The organism is Pseudomonadota bacterium, from assembly GCA_039193195.1.
GTDB lineage: Bacteria > Pseudomonadota > Gammaproteobacteria > Steroidobacterales > JBCBZW01 > JBCBZW01.
Genome location: JBCCWS010000002.1, coordinates 453,471 through 468,682, shown reverse-complemented (window position 1 = coordinate 468,682; position 15,212 = coordinate 453,471). Strand labels below are relative to the sequence as shown.

The following is a 15,212-nucleotide window of genomic DNA, read 5'->3' as shown; positions in this document are numbered from 1 at the left end:
GCGGAGATTCGCTCACACGAAGGTCACACCCACTTGGAAAAGCTTCTCCACGGCCGCTGCCTTGGCTCGGTCGGTCAAGAAGATGATGACATGATCATCGGCCTCGATCACCGTGTCGTGGTGGGCCATGAGCACCTCGTCACCGCGCACGAGGGCCGCAATGCGCGCGCCCTGCGGCAGGCGAATCTCCTCGATGCGCCGCCCCACCACGCGGGAATTCTCGCGATCACCGTGGGCGATGGCCTCGATCGCCTCCGCCGCACCGCGGCGCAAGGAGTGCACCTTGACCACGTCGCCGCGACGCACGTAGCGCAGCAGCGAGCCGATGGTGATCTGCTGCGGCGAGAGCGCTACGTCGATAGAGCTCGCCTCCACTAGATCCACGTAGGCCGGCCGGTTGATCAACGCCATCACCTTGTTTGCTCCCATGCGCTTGGCCAGCATGGAGGAGAGGATGTTGGCCTCCTCCGCGTTGGTCACGGCGGCGAACACGTCGGCGCTATCGATGTTCTCCTCGAGCAGCAGCTCGCGATCAGCAGCATCTCCAGTCAGTACGATCGTTCGTTCAAGCTTCTCGGAGATCTCCCGGGCGCGGTCGCGATTGCGTTCGATCAGCTTCACCTGGTTGGTGCGTTCGAGTTTCTTCGCCAAGCGGAAACCGATATTGCCTCCGCCAGCGATAAAGACGCGACGCACGGGGCTATCCAGCTTGCGCATCTCCCCCATGACCACCCGAATGTCCTTGCGCGCGGCAATGAAGAACACCTCATCGCCTTTCTCCACAATCGTCTCGCCCTCGGGCGGGATGCTCTCGCCCTTGCGATAGATGGCGGCAACGCGAGTCTCAACATCGGGGATGTGGCTAGGCAGTTCCTTAAGAGGCAGACCGGTGAGCAATCCGTCGGCGTGGGCGCGGGCACCGACCAGCCGCACACGCCCTTCGGCGAAGTCCAGCACCTGCAGGGCGCCGGGATAGCGAATCAGCTGTTCGATGTACTCGGTGACCAACTGCTCGGGGCTAATGCGCACGTCCACGGGCAAGGCCTCGGGCCCGAACAGGCGATCTTCCACCATGTAGGAGTTGGCGCGGATGCGCGCGATCTTGGTGGGCGTGCGGAAGAGTGAGAAGGCGATCTGACAGGCGACCATGTTGGTCTCGTCACTGTCGGTGAGGGCGATCATCATGTCTGCATCCTGGGCGCCGGCCTTAGCCAGGATGGTGGGGTGGGCGGCGTGACCATGCACCGTGCGGATGTCCAGGCGGTCCTGCAGCTCCTGCAGGGTGTCGGCGTTTAGGTCGACCACCGTGACATCGTTGGTCTGCTCCTGCGCCAGGTGGCGCGCCGCCGTGGTGCCCACCTGGCCTGCGCCGAGGACGATGATCTTCATGCCCGCGCCCTGGTCCTACTACCGTGCATTGCTCGCAACACCCAGCACGATAGCTCGGTGCTCAGCCGAGCACCTCGAGGTTCGCATACGCCATCACCAACCACTTGGTACCTGCCTGCTCGAAGTTGACCTGAAGGCGGGCGTGAGGCCCGTCACCCTCGAAATTCAGTACCACACCTTCGCCGAACTTGCCGTGACGTACGCGCTGTCCTAGTTGAACGCCGGGCGTATCCTCCGCCAAGCGGGCTGGCGCGGGCCGCCCGTAGGGACGCGAGGCCTGAAAGGGCCGCGCCACACGCACCCGAGGTCTCACCTCTTCGATCAGCTCGCGCGGGATCTCGCGCAGGAACTGGCTGGGCGCGGCGCGGTGCTCGGCGCCGTGCAGCCTGCGCGCTTCTGCGTGCGTGAGGTAAAGCTCCTGCATGGCGCGGGTCATGCCCACGTAGCACAGGCGTCGCTCCTCCTCCAAGCCGTCCACATCTTCCATAGAACGCTTGTGCGGGAACAGGCCCGCCTCTAAGCCGACCATGAACACGAGCGGGAACTCCAAGCCCTTCGCTGTGTGCAGGGTCATCAGCTGCACGCAATCATCCCATTCGCTGGCCTGCTCGCCACCGGACTCCAGGGCCGCATGCACCAGAAACGCCTCGAGGGGCGGCAGTTCGTCCTGTTCATCAGGTTGGAAGGCCTGCGCGGCGGTGACCAATTCGTCCAAGTTCTCGATGCGTTGCTCGCCGCGCTCGCCTTTCTCCTGACGGTAGTGCTCGACCAGACCGCTGGCCCGGATCACCACGTCCACCTGCTCGTGGAGGTCGAGATCGGTGACCTGGTGTGCCAGCTGCTCTATCAGGGTCATGAACTCACGCAAGGCCCGGGCGATACGCGCCGACAGGCCCTCCTCTAGCAGCGTCAGGCAGGCTTGCCACAGGCTGCTGCCGTCGCCTCGGGCCCGCTCGCGAATGACTTCCATGCTGCGCGCACCGATGCCTCGCGTGGGCAAGTTCACCACGCGCTCGAAGGACGAGTCATCATCTCGGTTGTTCACCAGGCGCAAGTACGCGAGGGCGTCCTTGATCTCCTGGCGCTCGAAGAAGCGCAGGCCGCCGTACACGCGGTAAGGCATGCCGGCGTTCATGAGACCTTCTTCAAAGACGCGGGACTGAGCATTGGAGCGATACAGCACCGCCACTTCTTGGCGCTGACCGCCCTGCTCGTGCCAGGTGCGAATGCGGTTGATCACGAACTCCACTTCGTCGCGATCATTGAAGGCGCAGTAGAGGCGCAACATGGCGCCATCGCCGGAGTCCGTCCACAGGTTCTTACCGAGGCGTGAACTGTTGTGGCTGATGAGGCCGTTCGCGGCCGAGAGAATGTTGCCGGAGGAGCGGTAGTTCTGCTCCAGGCGGAACACCTCGGCGGTGGGAAAGTCGCGCGAGTAGTTCTGAATGTGCTCGACGCGGGCGCCACGCCAGCGATAGATGGACTGATCGTCATCACCAACCACAAAGGGCATGGCGCCCTTGCCGCAGAGCATTCGCAGCCAGGCGTATTGGATGGCATTGGTGTCCTGGAACTCATCTACCAGCACGCTCGCGAAGCGCTCCTGGTAGTGACCGAGCACCTGATCGTTGTCACGCAGCAGCTCGTGGGCGCGCAGCAGCAGCTCGGCGAAATCGACCACATTGCCGCGGGCGCAGGCTATCTCGTACTCGGCGTAGACACTGCGCATGGTCTGCCTGATGTCGTCGCCTTCCACGCTCAGGTGTTGCGGGCGCTGGCCGTCATCCTTGCACTTGTTGATGAACCAACGCACATCGCGCGGAGCCCAGCGCGAGTCCTCCAACCCCATCTCGCGCAGCGTACGCTTGATCAGGCGAAGCTGATCATCGGCATCGAGGATTTGGAAGTCTGGCTTCAAGTGCGCCTCCGCCGCATGGCGTCGCAGCAGGCGGTGGGCAAGGCTGTGGAAGGTGCCGATCCAGAAGGGCCCGGAAGGCTCGCCGAGCATCGATTCGATGCGCCCCCGCATCTCCGCGGCCGCCTTGTTGGTGAAGGTCACGGCGAGCAAGTGGTAGGTGGGGGTGTTCTCCACCTGCACCAGCCAAGAGACCCGGTGGGTCAGCACACGGGTCTTGCCGCTGCCGGCGCCGGCTAGCACAAGCGCCGGTTGCATGGGCGCGGTGACCGCCGCGCGCTGCGCGTCGTTCAGGGAATCGATGATGGAGGTGACGTCCATGGCCTCGCCGCTTAGCTGCCTACGTGCGCCGTCGCGCGTGCGGTTGCCGATCTCTCATCATCTCACAGCACGCCAAGGTGATCGGGGTGACTCTCTTAGGCGAAGGCAAGCATGGCGTAGTGATCCACCAGCAACAGCCCGAACAGCAGCGATAGATAGCTGATCGAGTACTTGAAGGTCTGCATGGGCAGAGCGCGCCGCGCCGGCTCGCGGTACATGGTCCACGCCAGGCGCATGAACTGAGCATTCAACAGTAGGGCCCCAATCAGGTATACCGGGCCGCTCATACCCGTCAGGTAGGGCAGCAACGTCACCAGCATGAGCAAGACCGTGTAGTACAACACGTGCAAACGCGTGAAGGCCTCGCCGTGGGTCACCGGCAGCATCGGGATATCTACCCTGGCGTACTCTTCGCGCCTGGCAATCGCAAGGGCCCAGAAGTGCGGGGGCGTCCAGATGAAGATGATCAGGAACAGGATCAGTGCGTGAGCGTGCACCTCGCCGGTCACTGCCGCCCACCCGAGGACAGGAGGTGCGGCGCCGGCCGCGCCGCCGATGACGATGTTCTGCGGTGTGGCACGCTTCAGCCAGACGGTGTAGATCACTGCGTAGCCAATCAGGCTGGCGAAGGTGAGCACAGCCGTTAAGGTATTCACGCCGATGGTCAGGATCAGCATCGACGCGATGCCGAGGCTGATCGCAAAGGTGAGCGCCTGACGTTCGTTGAGGGACCCCGTGGGCAAGGGCCGCCGCTCTGTACGCGCCATAAGCGCGTCGATACGGCTGTCGAGGACGTGGTTGAGCGCGGCGGCGCAGCTCGCCGCAAGGGCGATACCGAGGTTGCCGAGGATCAGAGGTTCCCAGCCGATCAGGCCCGGCGTAGACAGCAACATGCCGACGAAGGCCGTGAACACGATAAGGAATACGACGCGCGGCTTACACAGCTCGTAGTAGTCAGCGAGGCGCAGGGTGGCACGTCCATGCTCTCCGGCAGTCTCGTCAATCGTCTCGCTCTGCGGCCTCATGAAACGGCTCCCCTGCTCGCCAGGGCACCCATCGTCGCCAGCTCGTCAACCGTATGGGCTTGCTCGACGGCCAGGGCTGGGGCATGAACACGGACTCGCCACGTATGATGGGCCAGCGTGACCACGCTTAAGAAGAGCAGCGCCGCGGTGAGGTTGTGGCCTACCGCGAGCCCCAGAGGCAGCATCTTGAGGACGATGACGATGCCGAGCGAGAGCTGAGCTGCGAGCACCCCCAGGGTCAGCGCCGCGCTCGCTCGCACGGCGTGTGCGCGACCTCGCAGGAATAGGAACAGCGCGATCCCGCCCACGCTTAGCAGCGTAATCACCGCGCCGATCCGGTGAGCGAGGTGGATGGCGGTGCGGGCCGGGCCGTCCAGCACACCTCCCTCGTAGTTCACGCCGAGTCCGCGCCAGAGCACAAAGCCTTCACCAAAGTCCGCGTCGGGCCACCATTGGGCCTGGCAGGTGGGGAAGTCGGGGCAGGCCATGGCCGCGTAGTTGGTGCTGGTCCAGCCTCCCAGGGCGATCTGCATGAACACGACGGCCACGGCCACCAGCGATAGCTTGCGCAGCATGGGTGCCAAGGGCATACCGCTGCTCGCCTCCCTGGCGGGCGGCGCGCTGCGCAGGGCGAGCAGCCACAGGAGCACGAGAGTACTCATGCCGCCAAGCAGATGCCCCATCACCACTACCGGTTTGAGCAGCAGGGTCACTGTGAGCATGCCGAGGATGCCCTGGGCGATCACCAAAGCCACCAACGCCAGTGGCAGCAGGAGCGGATGCTGCGGATCGTGCCGGCGATGAGATACCGCCATGGCGGCGAGCGTGAGCACCAGCAGACCTAACGTCGAGGCCAGGTAGCGATGAATCATCTCACGCCAGGCCTTGCCCTGCTCCACCGGTCGCTCGGGGAACGCGGCGTTCGCCTGAGCCACCTCGTGCTCTGCCGTGGGCACGCCTATGAGGCCGTAGCAACCGGGCCAATCCGGGCAGCCTAGGCCCGCATCGGTCAGACGTACCCAAGCACCTAGCACCACCACTAGAAGGGCGAGGGCTGCGGCCAACTGGCTCAAGCGATGAAACAGCATACGAGCCCCCTCAGCCGATGCGCGACAGCTTCAGCAGTCGCTTCAGGTCGTGGAACAGGGCTATTCGGTCCTGCTCGGGCGGGTAGCGTAGCACCAGGTTGGTGAGTGGGTCGGTCACGTGGGCTACGCCCTCCGTACCATCCCAGGTCAGACGCGCGAGGGCGTCCGCCTGTGCTCCGAGGGCGCGGGCGTCCAGCACCACCAGGTCCGGATGCTGCGCGGAAAGCGAAGCCAGGTCGGGCAAGGTGTCACCGGTCACGATGAGCACGCGGCTCACGCGGTCGAGATACTTCGACAGCAGCGAGCGGGCGCGAGCGCTGCCCTCGAGGGCTTCGACACAGCCCACCGTGCAGCCGTTGCCAGTCACCTGGACCACGTTCCAGAACCGACGCAGGGGCTCCTCCGTCTGCAGGCGACCCTCCTGCAGCACAGGTAGCGCCGCTAGCGAAGGCATCGGGGCGGTCGGCTGGATCAGCTCCCCGTGGCTGACGTCACCGCCCGCGAGCTTCTCGCCGATGCCGCCGTAGTACATCACGAAGGCCAACACCACGGGCCCAAAGAACAGGGCCGCCAGGGCCGACAACTTCAGCTGGCCACTGCGCACGGCAGGATCCGGTGCTTGGCTCATCGAGGAGACCTCTGAAACGCTCATGTCGATTACCCCGCCGCGCGGCGAACGGCAGCGCTTTGCGCCGCCCGATCCGCGGGCTTGAAGTTAAGAATCAGATAGAGGACCAGCAAGGTACCGGCGAAGGAGAACCACTGCACGGCGTAGCCCATGTGTTTTTGCGGTCCATCGATCCGTGGCTGCCACTCCCGGACGAAGCCGTCCGGCGCCGCCGGATCGAGCAACACCATGCCGTCGTAGACTGGCTCACCGAGAACCTGCTGCAGATCGCCCGCACGGGGGTACAGCATAGCTAATGGGAAAGCTAGGTTAGCCTGGGAGGGCAAGGCTGAGGCAACGCGCAGCCCCGGCACGGGTAGGTCCTTCAAGAGGCCGCGCAGATCACGCGGCTCATCGTCCAGGGCCGGCAAGCTGGGCAGCGCGTCGTTGGCGTAGTCTCGCTCCACCCAGCCGCGATTGATCATCACCCAATGCGCGGGCTCGTCGGCGAGCCGCAGCGGCGTGAGCACGTAGAAGCCCGCTTTGCCCCCGTGATTCATCTGTTCCAACAGAATGTGGCGCGCGCCGGAGTCGTACGCGCCTTCGGCTGTCACGTGGCGCACACCGACACCGCTGCCCGCATCGTATTGCTCTTTAAGCACTTGCGACATGGATAGCACGTCACTGGGCTCCGGCGCTTCGAAGGCCGCCAGGCGCTCACGCTTGAAGGCCGCGCGATCGAGCTGCCAGCTGCCCAACCACAGGAAGGCGGGGAGCACCACAACGACGGCAAGCGTAGGCCACAAGCCGGGCGCGAAGCGTCGATTGCCGAGCTTCACCCCCACGCTATACTGCCTCGCCTTGTTTGTCGGAGACCGTCGCCATGCGCTTACTTGTCCTTATCATTCTGCTGGGCATCGTCGGCAGCTTGGGATCAGCGCTGTTCTCCCTTGCGCGGGACGCCGGCAAAACCGACGCCACCCTGAAGGCGCTGAAGATCCGCATCAGCCTGTCCGTTGGGCTGTTCGCACTGCTGTTTTTGCTCTACTGGGCCGGGATCATCCAACCCAATGCCAACGCGCTCGGTTAGTCGCGAGACGAGTTGCCGCTAGGGCAGATGGCAAGCGGCGGCCGACCCGCCTCGAAGGTCGCCGCCGCCTCGTCTCGAGGGGTCCCGAGGACCCCTCGAGTAAAAGTGGCTACCCGCCCGATCAGAGCCAGTAGACGAAGACGTAAAGGCCAAGCCACACCACGTCCACGAAATGCCAATACCAGGCCGCCGCCTCGAAGGCGAAGTGGTTCTCCGCCGAGAAGTGGCCCTTGAAGCAACGCAGAAGCACCACCAACAGCATGATCGCGCCGAGCGTCACGTGCAGGCCGTGGAAACCTGTGAGCATGTAGAAGGTGGATCCGTAGATGCCGCTGCCCAAGGTCAGGTTCATGTGCCCGTAGGCTTCCTTGTACTCGGAGATCTGCAGCGCTACGAAGATGAAGCCCAGGGCGACGGTGGCCGCCAAGGTCAGGTTCAATAGCTGGCGTTGACCGTGCTTCAGCGCGTGGTGTGCGATGGTCACGGTGACGCCGCTGGTGAGCAGGATCAGCGTGTTTATCGCCGGCAGACCGGTGCCGGCCATGGCCTCAAACTCACCGCCGACCACGCCTGGGCCGTTACTCGGCCATGCGTTCTCAAAGCCCGGCCAGAGCAACAGATTGGTGAAGAGGTTGTTGGCCTCGCCGGAGAGCCAGGGCAGCGACATCTGCCGCGCATACAACAGGGCGCCGAAGAAGGCCGCGAAGAAGAACACCTCCGACGCAATGAACCAGATCATCCCCTGACGGAAGGAACGGTCCACCTGCGCATTATAGAAATTGTTCACGCTCTCGTGGATCACGGTACCGAACCAACCGAACAGCATGCAGATAATGGTGGCGGCACCGAGATAGGCGAGCAGCGCACCTCCCGCGGCGTTGTTCAAGGCCATCGCCGAGCCGATGGCGAGGGAGAACAGTCCTAGGGACCCCACGATCGGCCAATGGCTGCCGTGGGGCACGTAGTATTTTTCCTGGTTAGCGGTGGCCATAGCTTTTTCCAAGTTAGCGGTTTTCTCTTGGGTGAGCGGGACTCTCTTATGTGGCCCGTCTCACAGCGAATTCAATGACTCGACGCCACCCGCGTCACGTCGAAGAACGTGTACGAGAGGCTTAGCGTATCCACGTAGTCCGGCAGTGCCGGATCGATGATGAAGCGAACGGGCATGACGAGCTCCTCGCCCGCCTGGAACTCCTGCTGTTCGAAGCAGAAGCACTCGGTCTTGCGCAGGTAGCGCGCCGCATGACCTGGCGAGACGCTGGGCACGGCTTGGCCGATGCGCTCCACGCCGGTGAGGTTCTCGGCGATGAAGTCTGCCGTGTACAGCTTGCCGGGATGGACCTGGATCTTGGCTTTCACTGGCTTAAAGCGCCACGGCGCCGACTGGTTGACGGACGCAACGAACTCCAAGGTAATCACGCGATTGAGGTCAGGCGCCTCGACCACCTGCTCGGCACGGTCGCCGGTCTTGCCGCCTAGACCCGTGATGTCGCAGAACACACTGTAGATCGGCACCAACAGATAGCCGAACGCGAACATGGAAACGACCATGAGCGCGAGCTTCGCCGTGAGCACGCGAGCGCTGCTAGCGTTCACGCGCGCGTCCTGTTGCTGGCTTCGCGGGTCCACGACGTTCGCTCAGCCGCCCGTGCGCAGCACGACGGCGGTGATGTAGGTGCCGTAGATCAGCAGCGCCACCACCCCGAGCGCCGCGGCGCTCAGGGCGATCTTCTTGCTGTCCGGCTGCGCCGGCGTGCGCTGACCAGCGCCGTCGTCGCCCGAACTGTGCTCCGTCGTTTCCACGCTCACCGGATTTCCGGCGCTTCTTCAAAGGAGTGGTAGGGAGGCGGCGAGGACAAGGTCCACTCGAGACTGGTCGCACCCTCCCACACCTGACTCGTCGCCTTCTCGCCACCACGGATGCAGCTGATCACGATGTAGGCGAACAGCAGCTGCGACAGGCCGAAGCCGAAGGCACCGATGGAGGAGATCACATTCCAGTCGGTGAACTCCGTCGGGTAGTCCGGAATACGTCGCGGCATGCCGGCGAGCCCCAGGAAGTGCTGCGGGAAGAAAAGCACGTTGACGAAGATCGCCGACAGCCAGAAATGCAGCTTGCCGAGTTTCTCGTTATACATGTTACCCGTCCACTTCGGCAGCCAGTAGTAGGCCGCCGCCATGATCGAGAACACGGCCCCTGGCACCAGTACGTAGTGGAAGTGGGCAACCACAAAGTAAGTATCGTGGTACTGGAAGTCGACCGGGGCGATGGCCAGCATCAGGCCCGAGAAACCGCCGATGGTGAACAGGAAGAGGAACGCCAAGGCGAAGAGCATCGGCGTCTCGAAGGTGAGCGAGCCCTTCCACATGGTGGAGATCCAGTTGAATACCTTCACGCCCGTCGGCACGGCGATCATCATCGTGGTCAGCATGAAAAACAGCTGGCCGGAGAGCGGCATGCCCACCGTGAACATGTGGTGCGCCCACACGATGAACGACAGGAAGGCGATGGACGCGGTGGCGTACACCATCGACTCGTAGCCGAACAGCTTCTTGCGCGAGAACGTGGGGATGATCTCGGACACGATGCCGAAGGCCGGCAGGATCATGATGTACACCTCGGGGTGCCCGAAGAACCAGAAGATGTGCTGGAACATAACCGGGTCACCGCCGCCAGCGGCGTTGAAGAAGCGCGTGCCGAAGTACTGATCCGTGAGCAGCATGGTCACGGCACCGGCCAGCACCGGCATGGCCAGCACGAGCAGGTAGGCGGTGATCAGCCAAGCCCAAACGAAGAGCGGCATCTTCAACAGCGCCATGCCCGGGGCACGCATGTTCATGATGGTCACGATGATGTTGATCGCGCCCATGATCGAGGAGAAACCGGCCAGGTGAACGGCGAAGATCAGGAACGGGAAGGCGTCACCGGTCTGCAGCACGAGCGGCGGGTACATGGTCCAACCGCCAGCCGGACCACCGCCGGGCATCAGCAGCGTGAGCAGGAGCGTGGAGAACGCGAAGGGCAGGATCCAAAAACTCCAGTTGTTCATGCGCGGTAGGGCCATGTCCGGCGCGCCGATCATCATCGGGATCATCCAGTTGGCAAGGCCCACGAAGGCCGGCATCACCGCGCCGAAGATCATAATGAGCGCGTGCATGGTGGTCATCTGGTTGAAGAAACCAGGGTCGACCAGCTGAATGCCCGGCTGGAACAGCTCGGCGCGAATGACCATGGCCATGGCGCCGCCGACGAAGAACATGACGAGGCTGAACAGCAGGTACAGCGTGCCAATGTCCTTGTGGTTGGTGGTGGTCACCCAACGCATGATCCCCTTGGCGGGGCCATGGTCATCGTGGTGATCGTGCTCGTGTGCGCCGTCGATGACGCCCGGGTTGCTGCTCATGGGAAGGACTCCTCGAACGTAATCGTTTATTCGGACGCAGCCGCCACGGTGGCGTCAGACGTGGGACGGGGCGGCAGGCCGGCGAGCACGCGGCGCTCGTTCACCCACTCGAGGTAGTCCTCGGGGGCGCGCGCGTCGACCACCACGGGCATGAAGCCGTGGTCGCGGCCGCACAGTTCGGCGCACTGGCCCCGGTAAACACCGGGCTGCTCCACGCGAAACCAAAACTCGTTGATGAAGCCAGGGATGGCGTCCTTCTTGCGCGCGATCTCCGGCACCCACCAGGCGTGGATGACATCGCTCGCGGTGATCAGCACGCGAACCTTGGCGCCAACGGGAACCACCATCGGCTCATCTACGTCGCGCAGGTAGTGCTCGTGCTGGCTCGGATCCATACCGGAGTCGAGCTGACGGATCTGGTTCGACAGGGCGTCGATGTTGCTGAAGTACTGAAACTCGTCATCGAGGTACTCGTAGGCCCACTTCCACTGATAGCCAGTGACCTTCACCGTCAGATCGGGGTCACGGGTGTCTTCCATCTTCACCAGCATGCGCGCCGACGGGATGGCCATGGCGACGAGGATGATGACCGGAACGGCGGTCCAGACGATCTCGAGCGTAGTGCTGTGGTTGAAGTTGCCGGGCACGGCGCCTTTGGCTTTCTGGAATTTGAAGATCGAGTAGAACATGGCGCCGAAGACGACCACGGCGATGGCGACGCACACCCAGAAGATCAGCATGTGCAGGTTCCAGATGTCGTCGCTGAGCTCCGTCACGCCCTTGGGCATGTTCAGGTCCCAGGCCGCAAAGGCCGCTGGCGCGACGAACAGAGCGGCCAGCGCGGCGAGCCCGGCGAGTAGACGAGCCAGGTGGCTCTTGGCGTGTGACATGCCGACTTCCTCGATCAACAGTTAGTAGATTCTTTAGCTGGGATGACTTCGTCAGGGCCCAGTGTTGTTGTGGCAGCTTCCGAGCGTGCTTGCGCCAGCAGCTCGCGAAGGCGTTTGTGCAGCGCGCGGCGCTCTTGCTCGGTGATCATTGCGGCGATCTCCGTTCGCTTGCCGGAAGACACGATGAGCAGCTGCGAGCGTCGCCGACTGCCCGGCGCGGATGCCGCCGCGAGTTCGACGCGCGTCCAAGGGCTCGGCCACTCGAGCACCTCGCGATCGCGGGGACGACCGCGTTCCAAGCGCACTTCCTGGGGCGAGATCACCACCAGCTCGCGGTAGCTGGCGCGCCGATGCATCAGGAACAGGGCGCTGCCGAGCAGGGCGAGCTCGAAGCCGGCGAAGGGCAGCACGGGCCAGTAACCCAGCAATGCCCAACCACCCGAAATTAAGGTCGTCATTCCCAAAACACTGCCGTAGAACAGGAGACTGTCACGGGCGGTCAAGGAGTTGTTGCCACTGATCACCAGCGAGGTGGTAGACGGCGGCGACGGACGGTCGGTCATTGCGGGCTCAGCTAACTTCCGAGGCCGAATGGTATGCCAAGAAGCGCCGCCACAGCAACAAACCAAGTCTTAGTAAACAGCTGAAATTACGTGATTTGCGCGGACGATCGACAGCTGCGCGGATCGCGTCTCGCGATGCACGCCGACGGCGGCCCGACGGTCTTCTGGGAGCAACTGATTACGTTGCGATTTTGGCCAGCTGAGGACGTCATTCTCACGATCGACGGGTGATATTGGCCAGCGGTATCGCGACTGCAGTATCCCCACTTGGAGCGACGCCCGAAGGCCCAGCGGGTGGGGGGACAGGGGATGCCCAGGCGTGGCCGAACACCAACTCCGCAGTGATGCGCAGGCGAGCGCTATCGTCCAAGCGCTCAGCGCAATGCGCGCGCAGGGCGCGCCAACGTCCTGCGCCAGTAAGCGACCGTCGGCGCGCCGCTAGGGCACAGGCAGCGCCCGCTCGCCGCAGTTCCTGGCCCAGCGCATCGATGGATGAATAGGTGAGTTGGAGACGGTCGACGTCGAGCACCGGGTCGCACAGGCCGGCACGCCCGAGCGCCTCACCCAAGTCGTGCATATCGACGAAGTCGTGCACGTGGGCGTCGCACGCGGGGTCGACGGCGCGCCAAGCCTCGCGCAGTTCGGTCAGGGTGGCGGGCCCCAGGGTAGCGAAGGTCAGCAGGCCGCGGCCCGGGCGCAACACGCGACGACACTCGCGCAGGGCAGCGTCCGGGGACGTGCAGTCCTGCAGCACCAGATTCGCGAAGATCAGATCCACGCTGCCGTCGGCAAACGGCAGCGCGTGCAGATCCCCACGCACCACCTGGTAGCGCCGCCGCCATCCACGAGCTCGCCGGGCTCTCGTGCAACGACCGGCGGCATGGTCCAGAGCGACCACCTGGGCCTTTGGATAGCGCCGCGCCAGCACCCGCGCCGCCTCCCCATCACCAGCCCCGAGGTCTAACACCCGCGAGGGCTCCAGGGTGATCAGCTCCAGCCGTTCGATCAGGTCTTCCCGTGTCCGCGCGCTAAGGGGATCGGCGCAGGCCGCTGTATCCGCATGGCGCTCGTGAAACTGGCGCTGGGCGCGCCGATCCACGGCTGCGGGCATTGGGGATTGGGTAGGGGCAGTCATCGGCCGCGCAGTATGCCGTGTTCTGCGCCGGTTCCAAATCCAGGCCTCCAGCGCAGAAAGTCGGGTCGTGAGCCGGCATTGCCCCCTGCAGGCTAGCCGAATGCCATCCCACCTCGATCGCTGCCGCAGGCTGCTCGAGCACGTGCTTGACGCTGTCCTGCCACGCAGCTGCCTGGTGTGCGGTCTGCCGCTGCCATCTGACTACAAGCCCGAGCGCACCGCATACGAGGCGGTCTGCGCGCCCTGCGCCGAGGAGCTGCCCTGGAACGCGCTGGCGTGCGCTCAATGCGCCGCACCGATTGATACTCGGGTGCCCACTGAGACCTGCGTGGCCTGCGAACTTGCGCCGCCTGCGTGGGACCGCGCGATCACCTCCCTGCGCTACGCGCCTCCGGTCGATGCAATGATCCATCGACTGAAGTTCGGGGGAAGCCTGAGCGACGGGAAGTTCTTGGCGAGCGCCTTGGCCCTCAGCCTGCGCGCGACGCGTCCCGCCCGCGAAGACTGGCCAGATCTGATCACCGCTGTGCCCATGCACCCCCTTCGACGCGCGCAGCGCGGCTTCAACCATGCGGCCTTTCTCGCGCACGCCCTGAGCCGAGAGCTACCCTGCGTCATCGACACCGACTTGCGCGCCCTGCGCCGTGCACGCTGGACCCCCGCCCAGGCCAAGCTGGACGCCGCTGCCCGCCTGCACAACCTCATCGACGTCATGCGCTGGCACGGCAGTGCACCCCCATCCCACGTCGCGGTCGTCGATGATGTGCTCACGACGGGGGCCACGTCCGCCGCGGTCACCGCAGCCCTTTACCAGGCGGGTGCCCAGCACGTAGAGATTTGGGCATGCGCACGAGCCGGTCGCTTCAGGCCTGGCGCCAAGTGACCGACACTTCAGGTAAAGAGGTAGTCCAAGGCCAGCCCGATGAACACGAAACGGCCGAAGGCATCGTTGGACAGAAAGGCCTTGAAACACCGGGCGGGCTCTCGTGTGCGAATCAGCTGCACTTGGCATAGGGCCTGACCGGCTGCGACCGCCACGCCGCCGTAAAACCACAAGCCGCGCCCGGCCAATCCGCCAGCGGCTAACAGCAAAGCGACCACCGCTACCAGTAAGGCGCTGACGATGGTCACATCGAAACGCCCGAACAGCACGGCAGTAGACTTCACACCGATCGCCAGATCGTCCTCCCGGTCGACCATCGCGTACACAGTGTCGTAGGCAGCCGCCCACAGCACGACGGCCGCGAATACGACCCACGCCAGGGAGGGCACCTGCCCCGTCTGTGCGGCGAACGCCATCGGCACGGCCCAGCCGAAGGCCACCCCGAGGTAGAACTGCGGGTAGTGCGTGATGCGCTTCGTGAAAGGATAGCTTGCAGCGAGAAATGCAGCGACTACGGACAGAGCAATAGTCAGTGAATTCATTAGCAAGACTAAGGCGAAGGCGACCAGGGTTAGCAGCACCGCGGTCCACAGCGCCGTCGCCGGCGTCAGCTCCCCCGTTGCGAGGGGCCGCCCTTGCGTACGGCTCACGTAACCGTCTATGCGGCGGTCAGCGAAGTCGTTGATCGCACAGCCAGCCGAGCGCATCAGAAAGACCCCAGCCATGAAAACGGCGAACACCAGCGGTTGCGGCTCGCCCTCACTCGCAAACCAGAGGCCCCACAAGGTGGGCCATAGCACCAACAGGGTGCCGATGGGCCTGTCGAAGCGGATCAGTCGCAGCCATGCTTGCCACCAGTTGCTGGAACCCGCGGGCGGAGGCGCGGCAGGCGCTACCATCGA

Annotated in this window: 16 protein-coding genes; 2 read left to right on the top strand and 14 right to left on the bottom strand. The window is 64.2% G+C overall.

Annotated features, from left to right (window positions below):
• Positions 1-12: 12 nt before the first annotated feature.
• The 6 genes from trkA to AAGA68_04230 all read right to left on the bottom strand — a co-directional run bounded on the left by trkA (position 13) and on the right by AAGA68_04230 (position 7,190).
• Positions 13-1,389 (bottom strand): Trk system potassium transporter TrkA, encoded by a 1,377-nt coding sequence (gene trkA / locus AAGA68_04255; protein MEM9384248.1) that lies wholly within the window; start codon positions 1,387-1,389, stop codon positions 13-15.
• A gap of 61 nt (positions 1,390-1,450) precedes the next feature.
• Positions 1,451-3,625: a DNA helicase II gene (gene uvrD / locus AAGA68_04250; GenBank protein MEM9384247.1), complete on the bottom strand. Its 2,175-nt coding sequence runs from the start codon at positions 3,623-3,625 to the stop codon at positions 1,451-1,453.
• A 95-nt stretch (positions 3,626-3,720) separates the two neighbouring features.
• Complete coding sequence (gene cyoE, locus AAGA68_04245) at positions 3,721-4,650, bottom strand: heme o synthase (GenBank protein ID MEM9384246.1); 930 nt, start codon at positions 4,648-4,650, stop codon at positions 3,721-3,723.
• Positions 4,647-5,738, bottom strand: a complete 1,092-nt coding sequence (locus tag AAGA68_04240; GenBank protein ID MEM9384245.1) for a COX15/CtaA family protein — start codon at positions 5,736-5,738, stop codon at positions 4,647-4,649. Before AAGA68_04240 ends, cyoE begins: the two co-directional genes overlap by 4 nt.
• Positions 5,739-5,748: 10 nt before the next feature.
• Entirely contained in the window at positions 5,749-6,390 is a 642-nt protein-coding gene (locus AAGA68_04235; protein ID MEM9384244.1) for a hypothetical protein, read from the bottom strand.
• A gap of 5 nt (positions 6,391-6,395) precedes the next feature.
• On the bottom strand, positions 6,396-7,190 hold the full coding sequence (locus AAGA68_04230; GenBank protein MEM9384243.1) for an SURF1 family protein: 795 nt from the start codon (positions 7,188-7,190) through the stop codon (positions 6,396-6,398).
• A 38-nt stretch (positions 7,191-7,228) separates the two neighbouring features.
• Here AAGA68_04230 and AAGA68_04225 point away from each other — a divergent pair, with 38 nt between their 5' ends.
• Entirely contained in the window at positions 7,229-7,435 is a 207-nt protein-coding gene (locus AAGA68_04225) for a twin transmembrane helix small protein (GenBank protein MEM9384242.1), read from the top strand.
• Positions 7,436-7,556: 121 nt separating this feature from the next.
• Here the strand turns inward: AAGA68_04225 and AAGA68_04220 are convergent, their stop codons facing one another.
• The 7 genes from AAGA68_04220 to AAGA68_04190 all read right to left on the bottom strand — a co-directional run bounded on the left by AAGA68_04220 (position 7,557) and on the right by AAGA68_04190 (position 13,427).
• Positions 7,557-8,426, bottom strand: a complete 870-nt coding sequence (locus AAGA68_04220; protein ID MEM9384241.1) for a cytochrome c oxidase subunit 3 — start codon at positions 8,424-8,426, stop codon at positions 7,557-7,559.
• A 71-nt stretch (positions 8,427-8,497) separates the two neighbouring features.
• On the bottom strand, positions 8,498-9,031 hold the full coding sequence (locus AAGA68_04215) for a cytochrome c oxidase assembly protein (GenBank protein MEM9384240.1): 534 nt from the start codon (positions 9,029-9,031) through the stop codon (positions 8,498-8,500).
• Between the two features lie 42 nt (positions 9,032-9,073).
• Positions 9,074-9,244 carry a hypothetical protein gene (locus AAGA68_04210; GenBank protein MEM9384239.1) on the bottom strand — a complete coding sequence of 57 codons (171 nt, stop codon included), beginning with the start codon at positions 9,242-9,244 and terminating at the stop codon, positions 9,074-9,076.
• A complete protein-coding gene (gene ctaD, locus AAGA68_04205; protein MEM9384238.1) occupies positions 9,241-10,839 on the bottom strand; it encodes a cytochrome c oxidase subunit I in 1,599 nt (532 codons plus the stop codon). The genes AAGA68_04210 and ctaD overlap by 4 nt, the downstream gene beginning before the upstream one ends.
• 26 nt (positions 10,840-10,865) lie before the next feature.
• The gene (gene coxB, locus AAGA68_04200) at positions 10,866-11,729 is read right to left on the bottom strand and encodes a cytochrome c oxidase subunit II (protein ID MEM9384237.1); all 864 of its coding nucleotides are present in this window, start codon (positions 11,727-11,729) and stop codon (positions 10,866-10,868) included.
• A 14-nt stretch (positions 11,730-11,743) separates the two neighbouring features.
• Positions 11,744-12,292, bottom strand: a complete 549-nt coding sequence (locus tag AAGA68_04195; GenBank protein MEM9384236.1) for a DUF2244 domain-containing protein — start codon at positions 12,290-12,292, stop codon at positions 11,744-11,746.
• A gap of 214 nt (positions 12,293-12,506) precedes the next feature.
• Positions 12,507-13,427 carry a methyltransferase domain-containing protein gene (locus tag AAGA68_04190; protein ID MEM9384235.1) on the bottom strand — a complete coding sequence of 307 codons (921 nt, stop codon included), beginning with the start codon at positions 13,425-13,427 and terminating at the stop codon, positions 12,507-12,509.
• Positions 13,428-13,527: 100 nt separating this feature from the next.
• On the opposite strand from AAGA68_04190, the gene AAGA68_04185 reads away from it, so the two are divergent.
• On the top strand, positions 13,528-14,310 hold the full coding sequence (locus tag AAGA68_04185; protein MEM9384234.1) for a ComF family protein: 783 nt from the start codon (positions 13,528-13,530) through the stop codon (positions 14,308-14,310).
• An 8-nt stretch (positions 14,311-14,318) separates the two neighbouring features.
• Here the strand turns inward: AAGA68_04185 and ubiA are convergent, their stop codons facing one another.
• The gene (gene ubiA / locus AAGA68_04180) at positions 14,319-15,209 is read right to left on the bottom strand and encodes a 4-hydroxybenzoate octaprenyltransferase (protein MEM9384233.1); all 891 of its coding nucleotides are present in this window, start codon (positions 15,207-15,209) and stop codon (positions 14,319-14,321) included.
• Between the last annotated feature and the right edge of the window lie 3 nt (positions 15,210-15,212).